Below are 24,481 nucleotides of genomic sequence, written 5' to 3' on the forward strand. Positions count from 1 at the left end.
CTTTGCGCTACCCAATGAGCGGCCGGGACTAGACGACGAAACGATGACGCTTCCTGCCCACTTTCGTGACGGCCGGCGGCGGTATTCTTGATCGAGTACGACCTGTGCGCATATGTCTGCTAGCTGAGGGGGGACCGTGCCCGATCAGATTGACCTCGCTCGCCTGCGGGATGTGCTCGACGGACCGTGGGCCGCGGTCCGCAACGCGCACCGGAAGCACCTCGACGCGCGTTTCCTCCCTGTGTACGGCGAGACCGGTGACCAGGCACGGGAGCGGATCTCCCGGTTGCTCACTGAACTCCCCGCCGAGCTGGGTATGGCGTCGGCCTTCCCCACCGAGTACGGCGGCAGCTCCGACGTCGGCAGTTCGATCGTCGCCAGCGAGATGCTGGCGCAGGTCGACCTGTCGTTGATGGTCAAGGCGGGCGTGCAGTGGGGCCTGTTCGGCGGCGCAGTCCAAGCCCTCGGCACCCGACGGCACCACGACGCCTATCTGCGGGACATCATCTCCGGCACTGTCTTCGGCTGCTTCGCGATGACCGAGACCGGTCACGGCTCCGACGTCCAGCAGCTGCGCACCACCTGCACGTACGACCCGCGGACACAGACCTTCGACCTGCACACCCCGCATGAGGCGGCTCGAAAGGACTACATCGGCAACGCCGCTCGGGACGGGCGGATGGCGGTGGTCTTCGCGCAGCTGATCACGAACGGGCGCCGGCACGGCGTACACGCGTGGTTGGTGCCGATCCGCGACGCGCAGGGCGGGCCGCTGCCCGGCGTGCGCATCGGCGACGCCGGGCCCAAGGCCGGCCTGCTCGGCGTGGACAACGGGCGGCTCAGCTTCGACCACGTGCAGGTACCGAGGGACATGCTGCTGGACCGCTACGGTCAGGTCGCGCATGACGGCACGTACTCCAGCCCGATCGAGAACGACTCCCGGCGCTTCTTCACCATGCTCGGCACCCTGGTCCGCGGCCGGGTGAGCGTGGGCGGCGCCGCGTCGGCGGCCACCAAGTCGGCGCTGACCATCGCAGTGCGCTACGGCGACATCCGGCGGCAGTTCGGCACGCCCGACACGGAGCGGGAGGTACTGCTCAACGACTATCTGGCCCACCAGCGCAAGCTGCTGCCCGCCCTGGCCACCACGTACGCGCTGCACTTCGCCCAGACCGAGCTGGTCGCCGCGCTCAGTGAGGTGCAGGGCGGCGACGGGCCGGTCGATGAGCACCGGCAACGGGAGCTGGAGTCCCGGGCCGCCGGTCTCAAGGCCGCGCAGACCTGGCACGCGACCCGCACCATCCAGATGTGCCGCGAAGCGTGCGGCGGCGCCGGCTACCTGGCCGAAAACCGGCTACCCAGCCTCAAGGCCGACACCGACGTCTTCACCACCTTCGAAGGCGACAACACGGTGCTGTTGCAGCTGGTGGCCAAGGGACTGCTCACCGGCCACCGGGACGAGTTCGGCTCGCTGGACGGCTGGGGGCGCGCCTCCTTCGTCGCCGAGCAGGTCCGCGAGATGGTGCTTGAACGCACCGCCGCGCGCTCGCTCATCGAACGGCTGATCAGCGCCGTGCCCGGTCGCGACGACGAGGTCGCCGTCACCGACCGCGGCTGGCAGCTCAAGGCCTTCGAGGACCGCGAGAGGCACCTCCTCGACGGCGCGGTCCGCCGCCTGCGCAACGGCGCGACCACGAAGAAGGACCATCCCTTCGACATCTTCAACGACGTCCAGGACCACGTCCTGACCCTCGCCGGCGCGCACGTCGACCGGATCACCCTGGAGGCGTTCGTCGCCGGCATCGACGACACCACCGACCCCGCGGTCCGAGCGCTGCTGTGCCGCGTCTGCGACCTGTACGCGCTCACCGTCATCGAGGCCAACAAGGGCTGGTTCCTGGAGCACGGCCGGCTCACACCGCCCCGCACCAAGGCCATCACGGGCGTGGTCAACGCTCTGCTCAAAGAGCTACGCCCCCACATGCGCACCCTCGTCGACGGTTTCGCCATCCCGGACTCGTGGCTGCACGCCGCGATCCTGCGCGAGGAACCCCACCGGCAGGAGACCATGACCGCCCACGACGCCGCCGGTGGACCGCAGGTGGTCCCAGCCTAGGCAGGATGACGCCGGTATGGCTTTCAGCAGCTAATTGTTGGCCGGAGTCGCGGACGGCGCAGCCGGACTCACTGGCGGTGTGCCGTCGACCACCTTGCGGTTGAGGCTCACCTGCGCGGTGCCGGCGCCGCCGACCTGAATGTCGTCGTACGCCTGGAGCCGATGATCCGCGCCGAGGTAGAGCACCGACATGACCAGAGGCATCGGTTCGTCACCTTCGAGTCCGCGCAACCCCGCCCCGCCGGTGGAGCCCTGCACTGCCAGCCGGGTGGTGACCGCGCCGGTCGGCTCCAGCGTCGTCACCTTTCGCTGGTGTGTGTGGCCGGCCAGGACGAGCGGCGTGGCACCGTTGAGCGCGGTCGCCGATGCGGGGTCGTGCACGATGGCGATGTCCACCGGAAGGTCCAGCGAGCGGATCGTCGCGGCGAGCTGCTGCCCACTCCCCTCGACCGTTGCCGCTGGTTCCTCCCAGGGTCCTGCCTCGGCCTCCTGCTTGTCGGGGGTGAACCGGGGGTCGCCGATTCCGGCGATCGTCACTCCGGCGATCGTCGTGACTGAGTCGTCAAGGACGACGGCGTTCGACTGGCTGGCCACCGCCGTTGCGGTTCGGGGTGAGTCATGGTTGCCGCGGATGTATACGTAGGGCACCTTGAGCTGGCCGATCATGGAAACGTACGAGGTCTCGGGTTCGCTGCCCCAGTCGGTGATGTCCCCGGTGTCGATGACGAGGTCGATGTCGTACTGCTCGACCACCGTTTTGATCATTGGCCAGGCGGCGGGGTTCAGGTGCAGGTCCGAAACGTGCAGGATCCGGGTCGTGTCGGGCGCAGCCTGATAGATCGGCAGGGTCGACACGGTGGTGTACAGCTCGCCGACGTTGCCGACGAGCCGTTGGAGTTGCTCGGCGTAGCGGTTGTAGTCATCGGCGATCCGTTGCGCGTCACCGATCAGCGCCGGGGCGTTGACCAGCAGGCCCTCGTACCGGGGTTCGGCCAGCGCCTGCGGTCGTACCGTCAGGGCGGCCGTGCCGAGGGTGCCGCCGGTGACCAGCAGGGCGAGACCGCCGGACCAGGCGACGCGGCGCACGGACCGGAACGTCAACCCCGCGAGCAGCATGGACGCGAGGACCGACACGCCGAGCGTCCGCAGCCCGAGGCGGACCAGGGCGTCGCGGATGTCCTCGGGTGCCGTGGCGCCGGCGTGGGCGAGGCCGGCGGGGTCGTCGAGCAGCGCCTCGGTGCGGCGCTGGTCGAGTGAGTCGAGGCGGACGGTCAGTCGCGCGGGGCCGTCGTGGCTGTCGAGGAAGAGCGACCCCAGCGGGGGTATGGCGATCTCCGTGCCGCCGTCCGTGGATGGGGTCAGCTGGAAAGCGACTCGGAAGGGCCCGACGTCACTGGCGCCTCTGGCGCCGAGCAGGGTGCCGATCGTGATGCCCGTGGCGGTTACGGCGAACAGCGCGACCGCCGCCAGGACACGGCCTGCCCACGGCGAGCGCATGATCCGGCGCGGCCGAGCAGCCGCGTGTCTGAGGCGTTCGGCCAGGGCGGTGCGACGCGGCGGTGCCGCGTCCGGGGGCGGAGTCACGAGGGGATCCGATCTGTGGGGTGACCGAGGGACGGCGGAGTCAGTTCGAGGGGGCGACCCGGTCTTCGGTCCCTGGGCACAGCATGTCGAGCAGCCCGGCGGCGAAGAGCTGCCGCCGGACGACAGACGCGAGGTTCTCCAGCCGTAGGGCGCCGCCTCGCACGGTGACGGCGCGTTGGCAGGCCACGAGCGTTCCCATGCCGGTGGAGTCGATGAAGGCCACGACTCCTAACCGTGGCATTGCCAGGTGAAACATGCATGGATGCAATGAATTATTTTCGCTGGCCAGCCTATCCGCTGAAGGGAACGGCGTCCAAGATCGTCAAGCGCGGGACGTATTCGTCACTCACGGGACCGTGGGCTGGCGCTCGGCCAGCAGAAGTGCGATGTCATCGTGCGGCTCGCCGCCCACATGCCGGTGTACGGCGTTCCAGACCGCGTCGAGACAGCTGTCCACCGATGGCTCGGCCAGACACGCCCTGAGCGCGGGCATCGGAAAGAAGCGCCGTTCGCTGTCACGTGCCTCGAGCAGGCCGTCGGTGAGCACCAGCAGCCGGTCACCGACGTCCCAACGGCCCACCTTCTCCGGTGTCCGAGGCCCACCCAGGCCCAGGGGTCGATCCGGCGCAGAGACCGTCAACTCCTCCAGCTCTCCGGAGCGGTGCCGCAGAATGGGCGCGGGGTGACCGCAGTTGACGGTCCGGACCTCGCCTCCGCGCAGCTCGACCAGGATGGCGGTGACGAACGTCGCGCCCCGGGCGGGAGTCGGCTCCCGGGCGACGAGATCATCCAGGTCGCGCGCCACCTGCGTCAGGTCGGGCCGAACGATCGCCGACTGCCGAAACGCCCCCGCCACCGCCGAAGCCAGCCGCACCGCGGCAAGCCCCTTGCCGCAGACGTCACCGACGATGATCCGCAGCCGGTCCTGGTCGGCCACCACCTCGTACAGGTCGCCGCCCACGCCGGCCTCCTCGTAGGCCGAGACGTACCGGGCGGCCAGTTCCACTCCGGCCAAATACTGCGGCGGTTCGCGCAGGATCGCAGCCTGGGTGATCCGCACGATCTCGGCCATCCGGCGCAGACGCTCCTCCCGTCCCGTTCGAGCCCGCGCGACGTAAACCGCCATCAGGCTGACCGTAATGACCACCGCCACCCGGAGCAGGTGATCGAGACTGCCGAGCATGCCGGTTGGCACCCCCGCCCCCACCGCCGCCGCCGTCGCGGTGGCTGACACCGCGGCGGTGCGGCGCGGGCTCTCGACGGCGGCGGCGAACAGCGGGGCGAGGGCCAGAAAGCCAATGAGTACGGCATGGGTGCCCGCCGCGACGTCAATCAGCAGGACCACCGCGATGAATCCGATGGCCAGCCGCACCCCGAGCCAGCGGGTCCACCTGCCCAGCTCCGCGTCGGCGACGGGGAAACGGGCGGCCGGCTCACTGCCCTCGCTCCGCTCAACCGGAAGGTTGGGCCGCATGGCTCCGCCGATCCGGATCGTCGCCCGCCGGCGATGACCCTGGGTCGAGCTGTCGACGTAGCGCCTCGATCTCCGCGCGCAGGGCCGCGATGTCGTCGACGGTCGCCGGCGCGGTGCCGCCCTTCTGGGAGACCCGATCCACGATCCAGGTTGCCAGTGACCCGGTGACGAAACCGATGAGGCCGATGCCGCCGATCATGAGTCCCAGGGCGACGAACCGGCCCGTCCCGGTGACCGGGAAGTGATCACCGTAGCCGACGGTCGTGATGGTCACCGTCGCCCACCACAGGGCGTCATCGAACGACACGATGTTGCTGCCCGCCGCAGACCGCTCGGCGTCCAGCACCGCCAGCGCGGATACCAGCACCAGCAGCATGGTGGTGGCGCCCACGTAGACGGCGAGCCGGCCACGTGCCCACGATTCCGCGCGTCTGCTCAGGCTCAGCACCACGGTGATCAGCCGCAGGGCACGCAGCGGTCGCAGGACGGGGAGCAGCAGAACTGCGAGGTCGAAGAGGTGATCGCGCAGGAAACGCCGCCGGGCTCCGGTCAGGCTCAGCCGCACCACGAAGTCGACCCAGAACGTCAGCCAGATGAGGACAGTCGTCGCCTCGCACACCCGGAGCCAGGATTCCGCCAGGTCGGGCCGCAGGATAGGTGCCGCGTAGACCACGAGAAAAAGGACCGACAGGACGGTCAACGGGAGTGCCGTCAGCCGCTCCCACCGTGCCGCCCGGTCGGTGGGCGGCGCTTCAGTCCTCACCTGCATGAACGGCCCACCCGACGATTATGCGTGCACCCGTGCAATCATTTCTGGGTGAAACCTTACGGGGAAGGCGGCACCGCGTCGACCGCAGCTGAGGATCAGCTGGTTGACGGCCTGTCTGCGCTGGCCCGCACCTTGGTAGGGATCACCGCCCGAACCCTCGGGTCGGTGGATGCCGAGGTCACCCTGCCGCAGTACCGGACACTTGTCGTCCTCGCGTCACGCGCTCCCCTGCGCACCGTGGATCTCGCGTCCCTGTTGGGGGTGCACCCGTCAACGGCGACGCGAACGTGCAATCGCCTGGTACGCCGGGAATTGGTGGCCCGACGTCAACAACCCGACGACCGGCGGGTCGCCTGGCTGAGCCTCACCGAGGGCGGCAAAACGCTCGTGGGCGATGTCATGCGACGCCGGACCGCCGAGATCCGGCGCCTCCTGAGCATCGCTGACTCCAGACGCGGACGGACACCGGCCGAGCTGATCAATTCTCTGGTGGTCGCCGCCGGAGAGCCGACGGAGGAGCTGTGGTGGCGGCACTGGGAGCAGTCAGCGTCGGCACCTGAGGACGGGAGCCATGGAGCAGGTACCGTTACGCCCTGACGATACCTGCAGTCATGCAGGTATCTTGGCGTACCTAATGGCGTCGGCTCGTGGGAGGTGGCAGTAGCCCGTGTTCAGCATCCGGTCCTCCGGTGCGGGGCTCGCGCCGAGGACCCTGCACCTCTCCGGAGAACTGGACATGGCCGTCTCCGGCCATCTGCGCGACGCCGTCGAGCGCACGCTCGCGGCGACCTCAACGCAGTGGCTGATCGTCGATCTTCAGGACACCACACTGATCGACTCCGGTGCGGTGAAGGAGTTTGTCGACGTCCACCGGTTCGCCGCCCGACAGGGACGGGTCCTGATCCTGCGCAACGCCAACGGAATCGTCGCCGAGGTGCTCAGGGTCACCGGGGTGGCGGCCACGCTCGGGCGTCCCGCCGACCGGCCGACCGGCACGATCTACGGCTCGCCGACCGGCAGATGACATTCGCGTGGCACGAATGAGATGGACCGTCCTGCGCGACTTCGAGAGTGGTAGCACCCGGATCACCCTCGCCGGCGGCCTCACCCCGGAAGCGGAACCACACCTTGCCGCCCTGCTGCTCGCGGGTGCCCTGGACGCCCCGCTGGCCCTCGTGGTCGACCTCGACGCGCTCACGACGGCGGACGTCGCCCCGATCGGCACGTTCCTCGCCCGGTGGGCCACCGAACTCTCCGACGGGCCGGAGCTGACGGTGTCGGCCAATCCGCTGACTCCCCCGGGACGCCTGCTGCGCGCCACACTCGGTCAGCACGCGATCCTCGGGAGAGCTCTGCTCGAACACCCCGGCGAACGTACGCCGATCTCTGCGTACCGCGCGCACCTGCGACTGCCCGCCGACGCGCAGTCGCCCGCCGCTGCCCGCAGGCTCGTCGCCCGGCAGTGTGAGGCCTGGGGCATGCGCGCGGTGGCCGACCGAGCGATGGTCATCGCCTCGGAGCTGGTCAGCAACGTCGTCCAACACGCTGGAACCGACATGGATATCACCGTCTCCGACGTGGCAGGATCGCTGAGGATCAGCGTCCGGGACCGGGAGGGCGAAACACCCGATTCCACCACCCCGACCCTTCCTCGTCAGGTCACCGAAGGTGGTCGGGGCCTGCCGATCATCGCCGCCCTGACCACGAACTGGGGCTTCTTCCCCTTCGGCGACGGCAAGACCGTCTGGGCCGCGATCGACAGCCCCAACGGGTCACCCGTCAGCGGACGAGCTGTCCCGATCTCGCCGCCAGGGCCGCAACGGCCGGCGGACCCGGTGTAGCACGCCGAACCAGGCGGGGGCCTCGCGCGACTCGTCGAACGCCCGCGCAATCACCACGTCGGTCGACGAGTGCAACAGGATGGAGATCACGATTGTCAGGGCGACGAGGTGGAACACCTCGTCGCCGGCGGCGATGCCGGACTCCAGGACCAGCAGCCCGTAGACGACGGAGGCGAAGCCCTTCGGCCCGAACCACATCGCGGCGGCCTGCTCCCTGGCGCCGAGCCCGGAGCGTAGGAACGAGATCCACAACGCGACGGGGCGGGCCACGAAGATGGCCAGCACCGCGAAGGCCCAGCCGGTCCACGAGATCTCGCCCAGGAACCGTACCGAGATCAGCGCACCGAAGACCAGCAGCGCGGCGAGTTTCAGCAGCTCGGCGATGTTCTCCCCGAAATGTTCGAACGCCGCCCGCTCCCTCGGCCCGAACGTGGCCACGGTGATCCCGGCGGCGAACGCCGCCAGGAACAGGTTGCCGTGCGTGATCTTGCCCAACGCCAGCACCAACAATCCGATCGCCACCCCGTTCAGCGGCGCGTACGCGGCGGACGCCGCAAGCCAACGGGTCCGCTCCAAGGCGATCGCCAGCAGTGGCACCAGCACACCGATGAGCAGGCCCACCGCCAGTTCGCTGACAATCTTTCCCAGGTGCAGGTCGTCCGAGCCGGCGGCCAGAGCCAGCAGCAGCACCACGAACGGGAGAGCCAGACCGTCGTTGACGCCGGACTCCACGTTGAGCAGATGCCGCAGCCGGGCAGGAACCTTGTCATTGCCCACCAGTGCCGCCGCGAACACCGGGTCGGTGGGGGCCAGGACAGCGCCGATCAGCAGCGCCTCCGGCCAGCCCAGGCCGGCCACGAAGTGGGCCAGTAGCGCCGTGATCAGCAGGGTGAGCGGCAGGCCCCAACCCAGCGCCCGGCCGGGCAGCCTCCACGCGGAACGCAGGTCCGCCCATCCGACCCGCATCCCGTCGGTGAACAGCACCGCGAACAGGGCAAGCTCCGCGAGTTGCGCCACGATGGGGGAATCGGAGTGCAGGTGTAGCAGCCCGGTGGTGTCCTCACTGAGGATGAACCCGGCAACCAGGAACAACGCCGCCGTGGACAGGATGGTGCGGTGTGCCAGCGCCGAGAGCAGGACCGCCACCAGAAGGACAACGGCGAACGACAACAACAGCATCGGTCACGCTCCACGGACATGCGTCATGACGATGCCGAGAAGACATCGCGGCGCCCCGCTGGGTCCGAATGATCATAGCGTCCGAGGTGTACGAGCGCGCTGCCATCAGAAGCGGTGTCCAGCACCCGTGGGCTCACCTAGCCAGCATGGTCGAGCACGTCGATGAGGCTGCTGGCATCCCCAAGCCTGTCGCTGGGGATGACGCTGAGGCTTCTGTCCGTCCCCAGCACGACCGCGGCCAACTCACTCAGGTCCCCGGCGCCGTGACTGCGGGCCGCCTGCCGGATCTCACTCTCCGCGACCGGGGCCCGCCGCAGGGCTGCGTGCCGCACCTGCCCGTCGCGTAACAGCATCGTCGGACGCGCCTTGAGCAGGCGCTGCAGGCGGCGGAGGCAGCCGGGCGAGCCACCGCTTTGGGGCTGCGCGACTTCGGTATCACCACGACAACACAGGTCGATCGTCACCAAACCGTCACAGTTTCGGGGTCATGCCGCCACATCCCAGGGAACTTCGTTGCGGAGGCGGTACGACGGAGCGGAGGAACCACCAATGGGCAGAAGAAAGGGCCGGTTGCGCCCAGCAATGACAACGCTCTCGGCGGTGGTCCTGCTCGTTGGGGGCTGCACCGGCGAGCCCGCGGCGCCGCGGCCCAGCCCCGTGCCGACGCCCACCACCCCACCGGGCACGGTTGCGCGGGCGAAGGTGGGCGACCAGCTCACCGTGACCGCGAGCGTCGAGCGGGTCATCACCGACGGCGCGTTCGTCGTCCGCGACGTCGACCTGACCGACGGGACCCTACTCGTGCTGTCGACGGGCCTGACGGCGCCTGCCGCGCCGCAGTTGGTGACCGTCGAGGGCACCGTGATCCGGTTCTCCCACCGCAACCTCACCGGCCGCTACCACCTCGGGCCGCCGGGACCGTACCGGGCCTTCGAGGGCGGGCGCGCGCTCGTCGCCCGGGAGCTGACCGTCTGGTGACGATCCCCCGCGCGCCGCGCAGAGGTGGCCCCGTCGCATCGCCGAGCCGGGCGCGTCCGACCGACCCAGCCCGCACCGGCCGTTTCCAACAATCCGCTGACAACCGCTGCCTATGGTGAAGCAGACGCGACAGCAACGCACCGACCGGTCGCCGCCGAGGACGATGGGCAAGCAACATGGAGCGGTTCCTGGAGGCACTCTGGGACACGAGCAGCGTGAGCGGTCGCCTCGTGACCAGCGTCGTCCTGGTCGTGCTGGCCTTCGTCATCGCCGCCCTGGCCGGGCGCCTGTCCACCCTGCGGGTGAAGAACACCACCAACCGCTACTACCTGCGCAAGGCGACGCACTACCTGGCCGTCGTGGTGTTGCTGTTCGCGCTGGCACTGCTGTGGAAGCCGTTCGCCGGCCGGATCGGCCTGGTGGTCGGACTGGTCGGCGTCGGTCTCGCGCTGGCCCTGCAGGAGGTCATCGGCGCGTTCGCCGGATGGATCAGCATCATGACCGGCCGACAGTTCCGCGTCGGTGACCGGATCCAGATGTGCGACGTGCGCGGCGACGTCCTCGAAATCACCCCCCTGCGGACCCGCATCCTGGAAAGTGGTTCGTCCACCGATCCGGAATCCTGGGTCCGTGGCCGCCAGTACACCGGCCGGGTGGTCTCGCTGTCGAACCGCTTCGTGTTCTGCACACCGGTCTACAACAGCAGCATGGTCCTGGACCATCTGTGGGAGGAACTGACCCTGCCCATCCCCTACGAGGCCGACTGGCACCTCGCGGAGAGCATCCTGTGCGAGGAAGCGCAGAACGTTTCCTCGACCGCCGAAGCGCGCGGCGCCATCGACGCGATGCGCCACCGCTACCCCACCGCCGAGGCGGAGGTCGATCCCCGCGTGTTCGTCCGCGCCACCTCGAACTGGATCGAGCTGTCGGCACGGTTCGTGGTGCCGGTGCGCGGCGCCCGTCAGGTCAAGGACCAGGTCACCCGGCGGGTGCTGGATCGCTTCGCCGAAAGCGGCATCCGGGTGGCATCGGAGACCCAGGACGTCACCATCCACCAACCCCACCCGATGAAACCACCCGCCGTCACCTCGACCGACCATCGGTAGCGGTCGCCGACGGTCCGCCGCTGTCAGCGACCGGAGACCGACGACTGCCGCGCGTACCAGCGACGACCGGGCATGGCGGTGACGCCGTACACCACCGTGCTCGCCGCCACGACCAGACTCCCGGCAGCCCACAGCCGAGGATCCCGTACCCCCTCTTCCTGGCTGTAGGTGAGATAGAACAGCGCCGACACGCCGACCGGCCCGAACCACCCCAGGAACACCACACCCCGCCAGGGCAGCCCCAGCGCCGGCTTCAGCGCGAGCACCAACCGGCGGAACAGGGCGGGATCGCCCGCGCGACCAGCGCCTCACGACGGAGACTCTGTCGGTGAGTGCCATCCCGCCGCTGCGCCGCTCGCGATGGAACCGCCCCATCGTCTCCGGCAAGTCACCCGGCTGGAACTGTTCGTCGACCTCATCGGGTGCATGCGGGTGGATCCCTGGGCCCGGGTAGCCAGCGGAGTTGACCGGGGAATCCCGTCACATTCAGGTGAGGCGGTAGGTGTTGGCCCGGTCGGGGCTACCTCGCCCGGAGGGTGAGCAAGGTGATCTCGCTCGGCGCGAAGATCCGGAATGGCGGACCCCAGAAACCGGTCCCCCGGCTCGTGTAGAGCTGGGTCTGGCCATGCCGGCTGAGGCCCTGCACGACCGGCTGGTCGAGCCGGACCAGGTAGTGGAACGGCCACATCTGGCCGCCGTGGGTGTGCCCGGACAGTTGCAGATCCACGCCGGCAGCGACCGCGTCGTCGATCTGCTTGGGCTGGTGCGCCAGCAGCAGCACGGGCAGCCGCGGGTCGGTGCCGGCGAGCGCCGCGGCGTGGTCGGCGCGGTGACCGGCGACGCCGGACGAGGCGGCGGTCACGTCGTCGACCCCGGCGACGACGAGCCGGGCACCACCCCGCTCCACCACAAGGTGCCGGTTGTGCAGCGGCTCCCAGCCGAGGGTCCGCATGTGCTCGACCCAGCCCTCCGCCTCGCCGTAGTACTCGTGGTTGCCCGTCACATACACCCGGGCCAGCTGGGCCCGGACGGCGCCCAGCGGCGCGGCCTGCGCCCGGCGCTGGTCGACCGTACCGTCCGCGATGTCGCCGGTGTGGCAGACGATGTCGGCAGCCAACCCGTTGACCACCTCGGTGGTCCGGGCGGACCAGCGGGCACGGTCGATCGGCCCGTAGTGGGTATCCGTGAGCAGCACCACCCGGACCCCGTCGAGACCCGCACCCAGCCGATCCACCGTGACGTCCACCCGCCGGACTCGGGGCACTCGCATCGCCTCGGCGTACCCCCAGACGGCCAGGACGACCGAGACGATCGCCGCACCGACCGCCACAGCCCGGGACCGCACCGGATCGGCGACCCCCGCGGCGGCCAGCGGGAGCCGGGCCACGTTGCCGAGCAGCGCCCAGACGAACAGGATCCAGACCAGGCCGAGGAGTGTGTCCCCCGCGCGGGCCGCCGCGTCCAGCCGCCGGCGGCCGTGCCCGAGATACATCAGAACGGGGAACGCGACCAGCGCGACGACGAACACGCTCGTGCCGGCGGCCACCACCGGAGCCGGCCACCGCGCCGCCACCGTCAACGTCCACCACGGCAGCCCGAACAGCAACGCCAGGAGCGCGACCAGCGTCGCCCCGGACACCAGCGGTCGCAGCGACCCTCGCGCCGGCCGCACCTGTACGGCATCGCCAGCAGCCATCGTCGTCGTCCTCCGTTCGGGTCTGTGCAGCATGACACGGTCCGGGCCGGATCGACCACGCCCGGAAACCGGGACGGATCCAGCCCGTAGGTGATCGACCCGCGACCTGGGGGTGCCTCGCTTCCGGGACAATCAGCGGGTGGCGGACGACGCCCCGGCCGAGAGTCGGCCGGCGGGCCCGTTCCATGATGATGATTCGTTCCGTGGTCGGTGCGGCAGGGGCCGGGCCCGGGTTGATTCTCTCCCCGAGGGAGGGTCGAGGCTGTTGAAGGCGTCGGCCACGAGGTTGATGCCGACCGGGGTGTTCGCGCGAGCGACCCGGTTGTCCGTTCGAGTGCTGCGTAAATACGACCGGCTGGGTCTGCTCGTCCCGGCATGGTTCGATCGATCCGGATACCGGCTACCGCCGGTGCTGGAGACAGGCACGGACGAAATCGCCGACCACCTGGTTGTTGTCATCGGCGGGGGCCCACGCGACCCCGACCTGGCTGGGGCTGACACCCGTGACGGGCCGGTAGATGACCCCGGGACGCTGGTAGAAGCGGGCGGTGGCTTCCGCGGTGAGGCTGACGCCATAACCGTTGGCGATGGCCGTGAGCCACTCATCCGGATTGTGAGCGACCGCACCGATGCGGACCTCGTGACCGTCTCGTTCGTCGGTGGCCAGCCAGTAGTCACGCCACCAGCCGGACTCCGGCGGAGTGGCGATGAAAGGCTCGTCCCATAGCCGCTGGAACGGGATCTCGGCGAGTTCGGCGAGTGGGTGAGAGCTGGGTAGGCCGACCCAACGCGGCTCGGTGAGCACAACTTCCACCCGCAGCCGATCCTGTCCGGGAAACGGTAGTCGCAGCAGCGCGACGTCCACCAGCCCGTCGGCCAACCCGGCGGCGGGATCGGACCAGTCGGTCTGGCGCATCTCCACTCGCCAGCCGGGACGACGGCGCGCGAACGCTCCCACGATCGTCTGCGTGCTCTCGTTGGCGGCGCTAGCCACGAACCCGACGCGCAGCATGTGAGCGGCCCTGCTGGACGCGCTGCGTGTCTCGCGCAGCGCCTCGTCCCATGCCTGCAGCACTGCCGGTGCCCGTTCGCCCAGGCTGCGCCCAGCCTCGGTAAGCGTCATGCCAGCCCGGGAGCGGGTGAACAACTCGACCCCGAGTTGGGTCTCCAGCTGCTTGACCTGCTTGGTCAGCGCCGGCTGGGACACGAACAGCCGCTGTGCCGCCCGGGTGAGGTGACCTTCCTCGGCGACGACCGTGAAGTAGCGCAACAACCGCGTGTCGACATCCATGCCGTCAGGTTATGGATACAGGTATTGGACGGTCACGGCCGGGGGGATCCAGGATTGATCACACAAGCAGGACCAATGACGCGAGAGCGGGACCCATGAGCGACAAGACCGCGAAGATCGACGCCATCAACAAATTCTTTGCCGCCTACGCGACCTACGACATTCCGGCCATGCGGGCCGTGCTGACCGATGATGTCGAGTGGACCATCCCCGGCCACCACGCGCTGTCCGGCACCAAGCGGGGCGTGGAGGAAGTCGCGGCCTTCTTCACCGAGTTGGGCAAGGCCGGATTCCAGGCCGAACCGTTGTTCCTGGAAGCCAACCAGGAGTACGTGGTCGACATCCATCGCGGCTGGACCACCGAGGGTGTCGGCAAGGTCGACACCCTGTGGGCGCTGGTGTGGCACTTCACCGCCGAAGGCAGGATCGACCGGGTGGTCAACCTCTCCGCCGACCAGCACCAGATGGACAGCTACGTGTGGAACAACTATGCGCTCGCCCCACTTCCCAACCGGCTGGCCCGGGCCGGTCAGCCATAGTGGCAATGCCGGCACCGCAGCGTGACTCTGCTCAGTCGACTCGAGATGTCGAGCGGATCGCCCGTCGGCACCCCCGACGCCGATGCACTCACCTTGCTGGCACGAGCCTCGAACGACTCGTCCGCACCAGTAACCCGGACCCAGAGGCCGACCACGATGAGGATCATCGTCGTCGGCGGCGCCGGCACCATCGGACGACGATTGGTGCCCGCACTGCGATCCCACGGTCACGACGTCGTCGTGGCTGGACGCACCTCGGGCAACGTGCACGTCGACCTCACCGCGCACGCCACTATCGAGGCCATGTACCGCGAGGTCGGGGCAGTCGACAACGTCGTCAGCATCGCAGCGCACGGTGCCCTCGACGAGTTCACGACACTGACATCAGACGCGCTGCTCGAGAACATGCGAGCCAAGTTCTTCGGGCAAGTCGATCTGGTTCTCACCGGCCAGAACTACTGCACTGACCGAGCCTCCTTTACTCTGACTTCCGGTATCTTCGCTGACCAAGCATGGCCGCACGTCACTGGCGGCGGCGTCATCAGCGGGGCCTTGCACAGCTTTGCCCTATCGGCCGCGATCGAGCTACCGCGGGGTATGCGGATCAATGTCGTCAGCCCCACGATGATAGGCGACTCCGCTGACGCCTACGCCGAGCACTTCTCCGGCATGCGTCCGGTGCCGATGGATCAACTCGTCAACCACTACCTGCAATGCGTCGAAGGCGACGAAACGGGCCGCATCATCCGAGCCTACGGATGACCGCGCCACTCACCTCTGCCGAGCCTATCGGCACAGCGGTGACCAAGACCGCCGACGGCAATGCCCCAGCACTCCGGCGAGGCCATCGCGAATCTCCCGCCCGGTTGGTCAAAATCCTCGAACAGCCGCTCGGCGAACAGGTCCGAGGCGGGTGCCCTCGGTCACCCCGGCCGTTCGACAGCCAGCACCAGCCAGTCGGAGGGCCGGAGGGTTGAGCTCTTCGGCGTGAACGAACGGCTCCGCTCAACCGGCGACGTCCACGATGACCTTACCCTCGGCGGTGCCGTCGGCGACCAGCCGGTGGGCGTCCATGACCGTGTCGAGCGTGAACGCGCGTGGATCCAGTCGCGGGCGCAGCGCACCGGCATCGGCCAGCGTCGCGATCTCGCGCAGGATGTCGCCGTGGTGTTCGCGGCCCCGTCCGGTGAGCATCGGCAACAGGGTGAACACCCCGGAGTAGGTCGCGCCTCGGAACGACAGCGGGGCGAGCGAGTGCGACCCCCAACCCAGTGCGCTGACGACGTGCCCGTGATAGGTGCGTACCGCCGCGAACGACGCGTCGAGCGTCGCGCCACCGACGTTGTCCACGACGATGTCGAACCCCTCGCCGCCGGTGTACCTCTCGACGTACTCCTCGATTTTGCTCGCTGTGTAGTCGATCGGCACGGCGCCCAGGCTCTCGATCACCCGCATGCTCGCCGGCCCGCCCGTGGCGTACGCCTCGGCGCCGCGCGCCTGGGCAAGCTGCACACCCACGTAGCCAACCCCGCCGGCACCGCCGTGCACCAGCACCTTCTGCCCGGCGTGGACTCCGGCACGGTCGACCAGCCCCTCCCAGGAGGTGACCGCCGCCAGTGGCAACGCGGCGGCCTCCCGCATCGAGAGGCTCTTCGGCTTGTGGGCCAGCAACCGGGCGTCCACGGCGGCGTACTCGGCCAGCGAACCCTGGAGGTCGCCGACGCCCCCGCAGAGCCCGTACACCTCGTCTCCCGGCTCGAAGCTCGTCACCTCCGTGCCGACCGCCGCGATGACGCCGGCAAGGTCCAGGCCGAGCACCGCGGGAAGCGCGACACGCGCGTGCGCGGCCTTCCCTGCCTGGATCTTCGTGTCGAGCGGGTTGACGCCGCTGGCGACGATCCGCACCAGCACCTGCCCGCGCTTCGGGGTGGGGTGATCGATCTCCTCGACCGTCAGCGGAGCGTCGAACTCCCGCAGCACCGCAGCGCGCATAACCATCCACACTCTCCGTGATCGAGGTTTCACGTGGACGCTATCCGACCGGATAGGCGGCGGGGCGGGTTCCTCGGACCGCGCCAGCGCCGCAGCGGGCGGACCGCGCAGGGGTCAGCCGTCGTCGGCGCCGTCGAGCAGCGCGCGCCGCAGCGCCAGCCGGTGCTCCCGGCGGATCTCCGCCTCCCGGTACCGGCGTCGGTCCCCGTCGGTCTCCGGTAACAGCGGCGGCACGATACGAGGCTGGCCGTCGTCGTCGATGGCGACCATGACCAGGTGGGCGGTGGCCACGTCGGTGGGCGGCACCGCCCGGTCCCACCGGTCGGCTGTCACCTTGACCGCCACCTCCATCGAGCTGCGGCCGGCCCAGGTGATCCGGGCGTCGACGTGAACGACGTCGCCGACCCGCACCGCGCGGAGAAACGCCGTCTCGTCGATGGCGGCGGTCACCGCCGGCCCGTCGGAGTGCCGGGCGGCGACCACACCGGCGACGGAGTCGATGAGGTTGAGGATCCGGCCGCCGTGCACCGTACCCATCAGGTTGGTGTGGTGCTGGTCCATGATCTGCGAAAGGGTCAGGTGCGACGCCGACGGCGCTCGGCCGGCGATCGTGGTGGTGTCGTGCACAGCGGTAGTCCGTCCCTCGGGAAACCACACCGCCGGGTCGCGGACACACGCTGACGAGGACTGGCCGCGCACCACACTCACGGCCCGTCACCCGCTCAGCCCACCCGCGAGGCCGACGGCAGCGCACACGGTTGTGTACGCGGCGCCGGCAGGTCTTCGGACTCGCGGGCCTGACCGGTCGAGCCGGTCCCCTACTGGCCGTCGCTTCCCAGGCCACTGGCCCAGTGCTGATGACGGCGGTCGTTCCCACTCACCGCTGCGGGGCAGCCCCGGATTTCCACCGGGTTCCCTCTTACGACGCCCAGCCGGTCACGACGGGGCGAACCAGCGCCGTCGGCAGCATAGCTGGCCAGGGGATCTGTCCACCCGGGGCGTCCTGCCGCGGCGGCGGATGGCCTCATCGTCAACTTTTGTCGTCTGAGGAAGAAGATCGCCACCTATTGAAAAAAGTCTCGCGAGGGTGAGGATATCCAGATGCGTCGTCTCCCCCAGACTTGCGGGCGGGTGGTCTCGGGCCTCCTCGCGTTCCTCCTCGCCTCGGCGGTCGCCCTCCTCGCGTCCGCCCAACCCGCCGCAGCGCACGGGACGCTCGCCATGTCCACACCGGCGAGCGGCGCCACCGTGCGCGAGCCGTTGACGTCGGTGCAGCTGTTCTTCACCGAGAAGGCCGCCGCCAACGCGTTCTTCACGATCACCGCCCCGGGCGGCATCCGTGTCGACAACGGCTGGTCGCAGGGGGAGCCGAAGCCGCTGGAGAAGCCGGTACGGGAGTACTTCCTGGTCAACGGGCAGTTCGAGCCACGGGAGTACACGACGGGGTTCCCCGCGGTGGTGTCCGTCTCCCACCTGCCCGCCAAGGGCCAGTATTCGGTGAGCTACCTGTCGGTCGCCTCGGACGGCGACACCGTGCGGGGCACCCTGACCTTCCGCTACGACGGGCGGGTGACGGCGGCGCCGAAGGGGTGGAGCCCGCCGTCGACCCAACCGGACCCGGCGCTGGTGGCCGCCAGCGAGCAGCACAACACGTCCGGGCAGGCCTCTGCGGTGCCGACCACAGCTGACGATCCGTCGAGCCCGCCGGCTGCGGCGGCCCCGTCGACCGGGTCGACCGAGGAGAGCGGTCCCGGGGCGCTGGCCTGGGCCGGCTGGGCGGCGGCGGTCGCGGCGGTCGGGGCGGTGGCCGGGTTCGTCGTCTGGCGTCGCCGATCCGCCGGCACACCCACCGGCCGGGGCCGTACCTCGGCGGCGACCTCCGGCCGACGCGGCGGTGGCGCCCGTGTCACGAACAGGACCGGCACTGGCAAGTCCGTCGGCGGCAAGGCTGCCGGGGACAAGGCCGTCGGCGGCAAGGCCGGCGCTGGCAAGATCGTCGGGGGCAAGGTCGGCGTCGTCGCGCGTTCCGCGAGCGACAAGCAGCGGCCCGCGACCGTGCCGGCGGAGCGCAAGGGCAACACGGTCGTCACGGCCCGCACGGGCGTTGCTGTCGATCCGACGCCTACCGATCAGGTGACCAAAGCCCTCGCCAGCACGGACGGCGAGCCGACTGTCGAACCCGGACCACGGCCCGACACGGACCTCGCCGCCGCGACGCCTGGGTCCCGGCTGAGCAACACCCACCTGGCGCTGTTCGTCGGTGGCCTGGTGGTGGCTCTGTTGGCCGGGTTCGGGTTGGCCCGCATCGGCACCGCCGACGAGAGTCCGACGACCGGCAACGCACGACCGGCAGCCGGTGGACAGCCCGACTCGGGCCAGGCGGGCTCCGCGAGCGACGGGCACCAACACCCGGCCGGTACGGGGCCGCACACACATCGGGGTGACGACGCGACGGGCGCGACGCTGGCGACCGGGACGACTGTCAGCGCCGGTGGGTACACCCTGCAACCGCTGGAGCGGTCCCAACCCCCTGGTGTACGCGCCGACTACCGGTTCCGCGTCGTCGGGACCGACCGGCAGCCGGCAACGACCTTCGCGGTCGTCCACGACAAGCCGTTGCACATGATCGTGGTCGGCCGCGACCTGTCCGGCTACCAGCACCTGCACCCGACGATGGCACCCGACGGCACCTGGAGCGTCCCCCTGACGCTGGCCCGCCCCGGCGGCTACCGCGTCTACGCCGACTTCTCCGTCACCACCGCCAACGGCACGCAGATCCCCCTCGTGTTGGGCGTCGACCACACCGTGCCCGGCGCGCACAACCCGACCGCGCTGCCGCCCGCGGCGGCACAGGCCACGGCTGGTCCGTACGCGGTGTCGATGACCGGCACCCCGACGGTGGGGGTGACGGCTCCGATGCACTTCCAGGTCAGCGCCGACCCGACCGTACCGGCGCAGTTGGAGCGGTACCTGGGCGCGTACGGGCACCTGGTCGTCGTCCGTGAGGGCGACCTCGGCTACGTGCACGTCCACCCCGAGCCGGAGCTGGTCGACGGGACTGTCAAGTTCTGGCTGACCACACCGAGTTCGGGCCGGTACCGGGCCTTCTTCGACTTCCAGATCGCCGGCAAAGTGCACACCGCCGAGTTCACGATCAACGTGCCCTGAGTCCGGAACTTTCTCCCTGCTGCGGCCGACCAACCTCCCAGCAGCAACCATCGGAGGAAGAACACATGCGCACCACCAGCCCATTCGCTCCCGGCCGCCGTTCGGCCGCCGTCCTCGCCGCCGCGATCCTGACGGTGGGCGCCGCCGGTTGCGACTCGTCCGACTCTCCGTCGAAAGCGCAGGCGGGCCCGTCCGCGTCGACCTCGGCCAACCCGGACGCTGGTGTGCTCGGCATTCGTGACCCGTGGGTGAAGGCGGCCGACAAGGGCATGACGGCCGCCTTCGGGACCCTGGTCAACGACGGCGACGCCGATGTCACGGTGACAGGTGCCACGACCTCCCTGTCGCCGATGGAGCTGCACGAGATGGCCATGAAGGACGGCAAGATGGTCATGCGGGCGAAGCAGGGCGGCATCGTGATCAAGGCCAAGAGCTCGCACGCGTTGGAGCCCGGCGGCGACCACCTCATGCTGATGAACCTCACCAAGCCCGTTCAGGCCGGCGACGAGGTGACCTTCACCCTGACCTTCGCCGACGGCAAGACCCAGCAGTTCCGCGCGGTGGCCAAGCCGTTCACCGGCGCGCAGGAGAGCTACGCCCCCGGGCACGGCGAGCCGATGACCGGCATGAGCGCCACGCCGGAGATGAGCATGAGCCCGAAGTCGTGACCGACACGCCAACTGCCCGGCCGGTGAGCAGGCGCGGTCTGCTCACCGGCGGGGCTCTCGCCGTCGGCGGTGCCGTGGCCGGCGGTGCCGCGATCGCCACGACGCGTGCCGACGGGTCCGGGCGACCCGCCGCGGTCGGCACCGACGTGACGCCGGTGGCGAGGGTCGGCGGCCTGGTCGAGCCGTTCCACGGCGCCCGGCAGGCCGGGGTGGCCACCGAACCGCAGGCGCACGCGTCGTTCGTGGCGCTCACCCTGCGGGCCGGCACCGACCGGGCCGCGCTGGGTCGGATGTTGCGGTTGCTCACCGACGACGCCTCCCGGCTCACCCAGGGTCGACCCGCTCTGGCCGACACCGAGGCCGAACTCGGGCTGCTGCCGGCACGGTTGACAGTCACCTTCGGCTTCGGGCCCGGCCTGTACCGGGCCGCCGGCGTCGACGACCGCCGGCCGGCATCGGTCACCGATCTACCCGCGTTCCGCATCGACCGGCTCCAGCCGGCCTGGTCCGGCGGTGACCTGCTGCTCCAGATCTGCGCGGACGACGCGATCACCGTCGCCCACGCCCAACGAGTCCTGGTCAAGGACAGCCGACCGTTCGCCACCGTGCGGTGGGTCCAGCAGGGCTTCCGGCGCAGCCCCGGCGTCGAACCGGGCGGCCACACCCAACGCAACCTGTTCGGTCAGCTCGACGGCACCGCCAACCCCCGACCGGGCACGCCCATGGACACCGCCCTCTGGGTCCCGGACGGCCCGGAGTGGCTGCGTGACAGCACCACAGTGGTACTCCGGCGGATCAGCATGAACATGGAAACCTGGGACCTGCTCGGCCGAACCGACCGCGAACTCGCCGTCGGCCGACGCCTCGACACGGGCGCCCCGCTCACCGGCAGCGCCGAACACGACGAACCCGACTTCGCCGCCACCGGCCCGGACGGCCTCACCGTCATCCCCGACTTCTCGCACATGACCCGCGCCCACGTCACCGACGACCGGTTGAAGATCCTGCGCCGGCCCTACAACTACGACGGTGTGCCGACGGCCGAGGGTCACGCCGACAGCGGTCTGATCTTCACGTCGTACCAGGCCGACATCGCCCGGCAGTACCTGCCCATCCAACGCCGGCTGGCCGACCGGGACCTGCTCAACGAATGGACCACCCCGATCGGATCCGCTGTCTTCGCCATCCCGCCCGGTTGCCAACCGGGAGGATGGGTCGGCGAGCAGGTGCTCGGATGACCACACCAACCGGAGTTTCGTCATGACCGTACCGCCGTCCCGCCCCACCGCCGTCCGGCTCGGCGCGGCGGCGCTCGCCATCCTCGTGGCGGTGCTCATCCCGGCCAGCCCGGCCTGGGCGCACAACTCGCTCAAGACGGCCACGCCCGCTCGGGACGCGACAGTGCCGAGCGCACCGACCGAGGTCACGCTCGAATTCATGCAGCGGCTCGACCCGACGTTCACCACGATCGTGCTCAGCGACGCCGCCAAGCGGAAGCTGCCCACCGGCGAACCGGTGGTCACCGGAGCGAAGAGCACGGTCCAGGTGACCGACACACTGCCCAACGGGACATACACGGTCGCCTACCGGGTCGTCTCCGCCGACGGTCACCCGGTTCAGGGGTCGTACCCGTTCACGGTGGCCGATCCCACGTCCAGCGCCGCGCCGGTCGCCAACGTCAGCGCGTCAGCGTCCGCCCCGTCCGCCGCCGCCGCAGTGGAGCCCGACGGGGGCCCGAACGCCGGCGTACTCGTCGCGGGTGCCGCGCTGGCCCTCCTCGTCCTGGCCACGGCCGGGGTCCTGTGGCGGCGGGCGGCGCGGCGCTGATCCGACCCGTCCCGTGCGGTCGGGTCGCACCACCACCTCACCAGTCAAGGTCAACACGTGTCCGACACAGAACCACTGCAGCTCGCCACCCCCTCGGAAACCCCGACCGATCCAGCCCTGACCGGCCCAGCCCCGTCCGCCGTCCGACCGAAGGGGCCTGGCGGATCCGGCTGGGTGGTCACGGTCGCCGCCGTCGCGGCGGGGATCACCCTGTTGGTGCTCGGCCTCCGGGTCGGGGGTGCGCTCACGGCCGCAATCCCGGGCCTCCCCGACGCGGGGCCGAGCACGGCCTGGGCACTACCCGTGTTCCGGCTGCTGTCCGACGGTCTCGCCACCGTCACCGTCGGCATGCTGGTGACCGCCGCCTTCCTGCTGCCCGGTGATGGACGCAGCGTCTCACCGCACGGCTACCTGCTCCTGCGGCGGGCGAGCCTCACGGCGCTGGCGTGGGCAGTCACGGCACTGGCGCTGATGGTGTTGACGGTTTCGGACCTGCTCGGCCAACCGCTGGAGACGCTCGAACCCGCGACGGTCCTCAGTTTCGCCACCACCATCTCGCAGGGTCAGTCGCTCACGCTGCAGGCCGGACTGGCCCTGGCCGTGGCACTGCTGGCCCGATTCGGTGTGTCCCGTGGGCTCGCCGCGACCGTCGCGGTCCTGGCCCTGGTGGCGGTGCTGCCTCCGGCCTTCACCGGGCACTCCGCAGGTGCCGGTAACCACCAGATCGCCGTCACCAGCCTGGCCCTGCACATCCTCGCCGCGGCGGTGTGGGTCGGTGCCCTCGTCGCCCTGCTGGTGGTACGGCGCAGTCGGCTGCTGCCCGACGCCGCTGCTCGGTACAGTCGCCTCGCGCTGGGCTGCTTCGTCGCGGTGGCGGTCAGCGGGCTGGCCAACGCCGCCGTCCGCCTCGGTGCTCTCGACCAGCTCTGGCAGTCCCGCTACGGCTGGTTGGTCCTCGGCAAGCTCGCCGCCCTGCTGATCCTCGGCGTGCTCGGCGCGGCACACCGCACCCGGACCCTGCCGGCGTTGCGCGCCGGAAGGCGGTGGGCGTTCGGCCGACTGGCCGCCGGTGAACTGGTCGTCTTCGCGGCCACTGTGGGGTTGGCGGTGGCGCTCTCGCGCAGCCCCACCCCCATTCCCGACGACGGCGTCGACGCCGACCCGATCACCGAACTGCTCGGCTTCCCGATGCCCACCGCACCCAACGCGGGGAACCTCCTCGGGCAGCCGCTGCCGGACATGTTCTTCCTGACCCTCTGCGCTGTCGGGATCGGCGGCTACCTGACCGGCGTGCGACGGATGCACGCCGGCGGGCACCGCTGGCCGCTCGCCCGGACAGCGAGCTGGGTGGGCGGGCTGCTTCTGCTCGCCGCGACCACCAACCTCGGCGTCGCCCGCTACGCGTACGTGCTGTTCAGCGCGCACATGGCCCAGCACATGGTGCTGTCGATGCTGGTGCCCATCCTGCTGGTCGGCGGCGCACCCGTCACCCTCGCCCTACGCGCCCTGCGTCGACCATCCGACCCCCGGGTACGCGGCGCCCGGGAGTGGCTGCTGATCGCGGTGCACAGCCGCGCCACCAGGGTGCTCACGCACCCGCTCGTCGCGCTGGGCATCTACACCGCCAGCCTGTTCGGCCTGTACTTCAGCAATCTGCTCGGCGTGCTGATGCGCTCGCACCTCGGTCACCTCGCGATGCTCACCCACTTCGTGGTCGCGGGCTATCTGCTGTTCTGGGTGCTCATCGGCGTCGACCCCGGCCGCCGGCGACTCCCCCATCCCCTGCTGGTGATCATCCACCTGGCGTCGATGATGGCGCACGGCTTCTTCGGCCTGGTCCTCATGCAGACGACCACCGTCATCGCCCCCGACTGGTACATCGCCGTCCACCCCACCTGGGCCTCGTCGCTGCTGACCGATCAGAAGCTCGGCGCCGGCATCGCCTGGGCGTTCGGAGAGATCCCCGCCGTCGTCGTCATGATCGTCCTGATTCGCCAGTGGATCCGCGCCGACATGCGCGAACAGGGCCGCCTCGACCGGGCCGCCGACCGCGCCGACGCCACCGGCGCGGAGGACGACCTGGGCCGCTACAACGCCTTCCTCGCCGCGGCCGCACGGACCGACGGCGATCCGCGCCGCACGGTCCGGCCGGACCAGCCCTGACTTCGGGAACCACGGGCGTCTCTCCCCCGACTATCAGTCAGAGCCGACGCGGCACGTAACCGGGCGACCAGACCAGTACGGGAAACGCCT

General features: G+C 70.1%; 24 protein-coding genes, 1 pseudogene and 1 riboswitch. Of the genes and pseudogenes, 14 read left to right on the forward strand and 11 right to left on the reverse strand.

The annotated features are described in order from the left end of the window. The first annotated feature begins 136 nt into the window (after nt 1–136). Nucleotides 137–2,116 carry an acyl-CoA dehydrogenase gene (locus KBX71_RS03175; RefSeq protein ID WP_210816432.1) on the forward strand — a complete coding sequence of 660 codons (1,980 nt, stop codon included), beginning with the start codon at nt 137–139 and terminating at the stop codon, nt 2,114–2,116. Between the two features lie 30 nt (nt 2,117–2,146). Here KBX71_RS03175 and KBX71_RS03180 read toward each other — a convergent pair whose 3' ends face one another. From KBX71_RS03180 to KBX71_RS03195, 4 genes are all read right to left on the reverse strand, one after another. Continuing rightward, nucleotides 2,147–3,613 (reverse strand): metallophosphoesterase, encoded by a 1,467-nt coding sequence (locus tag KBX71_RS03180; RefSeq protein ID WP_210816648.1) that lies wholly within the window; start codon nt 3,611–3,613, stop codon nt 2,147–2,149. A 127-nt stretch (nt 3,614–3,740) separates the two neighbouring features. Continuing rightward, nucleotides 3,741–3,923: an STAS domain-containing protein gene (locus tag KBX71_RS03185; protein WP_210816433.1), complete on the reverse strand. Its 183-nt coding sequence runs from the start codon at nt 3,921–3,923 to the stop codon at nt 3,741–3,743. Between the two features lie 123 nt (nt 3,924–4,046). After that, entirely contained in the window at nt 4,047–5,174 is a 1,128-nt protein-coding gene (locus KBX71_RS03190; protein ID WP_210816434.1) for a PP2C family protein-serine/threonine phosphatase, read from the reverse strand. Further along, a complete protein-coding gene (locus tag KBX71_RS03195) occupies nt 5,152–5,943 on the reverse strand; it encodes a potassium channel family protein (RefSeq protein WP_210816435.1) in 792 nt (263 codons plus the stop codon). Before KBX71_RS03195 ends, KBX71_RS03190 begins: the two co-directional genes overlap by 23 nt. 48 nt (nt 5,944–5,991) lie before the next feature. Between KBX71_RS03195 and KBX71_RS03200 the strand changes: the two genes are divergently transcribed. From KBX71_RS03200 to KBX71_RS03210, 3 genes are all read left to right on the forward strand, one after another. Further along, nucleotides 5,992–6,540 carry a MarR family transcriptional regulator gene (locus KBX71_RS03200; protein WP_210816649.1) on the forward strand — a complete coding sequence of 183 codons (549 nt, stop codon included), beginning with the start codon at nt 5,992–5,994 and terminating at the stop codon, nt 6,538–6,540. A gap of 70 nt (nt 6,541–6,610) precedes the next feature. Next, nucleotides 6,611–6,967 carry an STAS domain-containing protein gene (locus KBX71_RS03205; RefSeq protein WP_210816436.1) on the forward strand — a complete coding sequence of 119 codons (357 nt, stop codon included), beginning with the start codon at nt 6,611–6,613 and terminating at the stop codon, nt 6,965–6,967. 16 nt (nt 6,968–6,983) lie between these two features. Further along, nucleotides 6,984–7,784 (forward strand): ATP-binding protein, encoded by an 801-nt coding sequence (locus KBX71_RS03210; protein ID WP_210816437.1) that lies wholly within the window; start codon nt 6,984–6,986, stop codon nt 7,782–7,784. Here KBX71_RS03210 and KBX71_RS03215 read toward each other — a convergent pair. Then, nucleotides 7,716–8,963, reverse strand: a complete 1,248-nt coding sequence (locus KBX71_RS03215) for a sodium:proton antiporter (protein WP_210816438.1) — start codon at nt 8,961–8,963, stop codon at nt 7,716–7,718. The two genes, KBX71_RS03210 and KBX71_RS03215, sit on opposite strands and share 69 nt — an antisense overlap. Nucleotides 8,964–9,100: 137 nt before the next feature. Further along, on the reverse strand, nt 9,101–9,427 hold the full coding sequence (locus KBX71_RS03220; protein ID WP_210816439.1) for a YetF domain-containing protein: 327 nt from the start codon (nt 9,425–9,427) through the stop codon (nt 9,101–9,103). Nucleotides 9,428–9,512: 85 nt separating this feature from the next. Between KBX71_RS03220 and KBX71_RS03225 the strand changes: the two genes are divergently transcribed. Beyond that, nucleotides 9,513–9,941, forward strand: coding sequence for a hypothetical protein (locus tag KBX71_RS03225; RefSeq protein WP_210816440.1), 429 nt, complete (start codon nt 9,513–9,515; stop codon nt 9,939–9,941). Nucleotides 9,942–10,117: 176 nt separating this feature from the next. Next, entirely contained in the window at nt 10,118–11,047 is a 930-nt protein-coding gene (locus KBX71_RS03230) for a mechanosensitive ion channel family protein (protein WP_210816441.1), read from the forward strand. 23 nt (nt 11,048–11,070) lie between these two features. Here the strand turns inward: KBX71_RS03230 and KBX71_RS03235 are convergent, their stop codons facing one another. Both KBX71_RS03235 and KBX71_RS03240 read right to left on the reverse strand, forming a co-directional pair. Further along, nucleotides 11,071–11,313, reverse strand: coding sequence for a hypothetical protein (locus tag KBX71_RS03235; RefSeq protein WP_210816442.1), 243 nt, complete (start codon nt 11,311–11,313; stop codon nt 11,071–11,073). Between the two features lie 254 nt (nt 11,314–11,567). Further along, the gene (locus tag KBX71_RS03240; RefSeq protein ID WP_210816443.1) at nt 11,568–12,743 is read right to left on the reverse strand and encodes a metallophosphoesterase; all 1,176 of its coding nucleotides are present in this window, start codon (nt 12,741–12,743) and stop codon (nt 11,568–11,570) included. A 289-nt stretch (nt 12,744–13,032) separates the two neighbouring features. Between KBX71_RS03240 and KBX71_RS34200 the strand changes: the two are divergent. Beyond that, a pseudogene (locus tag KBX71_RS34200) lies at nt 13,033–13,134 on the forward strand (MerR family DNA-binding transcriptional regulator); the annotation flags it as partial. A 9-nt stretch (nt 13,135–13,143) separates the two neighbouring features. Here the strand turns inward: KBX71_RS34200 and KBX71_RS03250 are convergent. After that, nucleotides 13,144–14,034, reverse strand: a complete 891-nt coding sequence (locus KBX71_RS03250) for a LysR family transcriptional regulator (RefSeq protein WP_210816444.1) — start codon at nt 14,032–14,034, stop codon at nt 13,144–13,146. A gap of 95 nt (nt 14,035–14,129) precedes the next feature. On the opposite strand from KBX71_RS03250, the gene KBX71_RS03255 reads away from it, so the two are divergent. Continuing rightward, a complete protein-coding gene (locus KBX71_RS03255) occupies nt 14,130–14,573 on the forward strand; it encodes a nuclear transport factor 2 family protein (protein ID WP_210816445.1) in 444 nt (147 codons plus the stop codon). Nucleotides 14,574–14,729: 156 nt separating this feature from the next. After that, nucleotides 14,730–15,335, forward strand: a complete 606-nt coding sequence (locus KBX71_RS03260) for a short chain dehydrogenase (protein ID WP_210816446.1) — start codon at nt 14,730–14,732, stop codon at nt 15,333–15,335. A gap of 243 nt (nt 15,336–15,578) precedes the next feature. Here KBX71_RS03260 and KBX71_RS03265 read toward each other — a convergent pair whose 3' ends face one another. Both KBX71_RS03265 and KBX71_RS03270 read right to left on the reverse strand, forming a co-directional pair. Continuing rightward, nucleotides 15,579–16,571, reverse strand: a complete 993-nt coding sequence (locus KBX71_RS03265) for a zinc-dependent alcohol dehydrogenase family protein (protein ID WP_210816447.1) — start codon at nt 16,569–16,571, stop codon at nt 15,579–15,581. Nucleotides 16,572–16,679: 108 nt separating this feature from the next. Further along, entirely contained in the window at nt 16,680–17,126 is a 447-nt protein-coding gene (locus tag KBX71_RS03270; RefSeq protein ID WP_247682901.1) for an acyl-CoA thioesterase, read from the reverse strand. 195 nt (nt 17,127–17,321) lie between these two features. Beyond that, nucleotides 17,322–17,536, reverse strand: a riboswitch (cobalamin riboswitch). A gap of 130 nt (nt 17,537–17,666) precedes the next feature. Here KBX71_RS03270 and KBX71_RS03275 point away from each other — a divergent pair. The 5 genes from KBX71_RS03275 (at nt 17,667) to KBX71_RS03295 (ending at nt 24,391) form a co-directional block, all read left to right on the forward strand. Beyond that, nucleotides 17,667–19,733, forward strand: a complete 2,067-nt coding sequence (locus tag KBX71_RS03275) for a copper resistance protein CopC (RefSeq protein WP_210816448.1) — start codon at nt 17,667–17,669, stop codon at nt 19,731–19,733. A gap of 65 nt (nt 19,734–19,798) precedes the next feature. Then, on the forward strand, nt 19,799–20,401 hold the full coding sequence (locus KBX71_RS03280) for a copper chaperone PCu(A)C (protein ID WP_210816449.1): 603 nt from the start codon (nt 19,799–19,801) through the stop codon (nt 20,399–20,401). 23 nt (nt 20,402–20,424) lie between these two features. After that, a complete protein-coding gene (locus tag KBX71_RS03285; RefSeq protein WP_374102578.1) occupies nt 20,425–21,639 on the forward strand; it encodes a Dyp-type peroxidase in 1,215 nt (404 codons plus the stop codon). A gap of 22 nt (nt 21,640–21,661) precedes the next feature. Then, nucleotides 21,662–22,228, forward strand: a complete 567-nt coding sequence (locus KBX71_RS03290) for a copper resistance CopC family protein (RefSeq protein WP_210816451.1) — start codon at nt 21,662–21,664, stop codon at nt 22,226–22,228. A 57-nt stretch (nt 22,229–22,285) separates the two neighbouring features. Then, nucleotides 22,286–24,391, forward strand: coding sequence for a cytochrome c oxidase assembly protein (locus tag KBX71_RS03295; RefSeq protein WP_307846943.1), 2,106 nt, complete (start codon nt 22,286–22,288; stop codon nt 24,389–24,391). Nucleotides 24,392–24,481: the final 90 nt, after the last annotated feature.

This window comes from Micromonospora sp. D93, from assembly GCF_018070365.1.
GTDB lineage: Bacteria > Actinomycetota > Actinomycetes > Mycobacteriales > Micromonosporaceae > Micromonospora > Micromonospora ureilytica.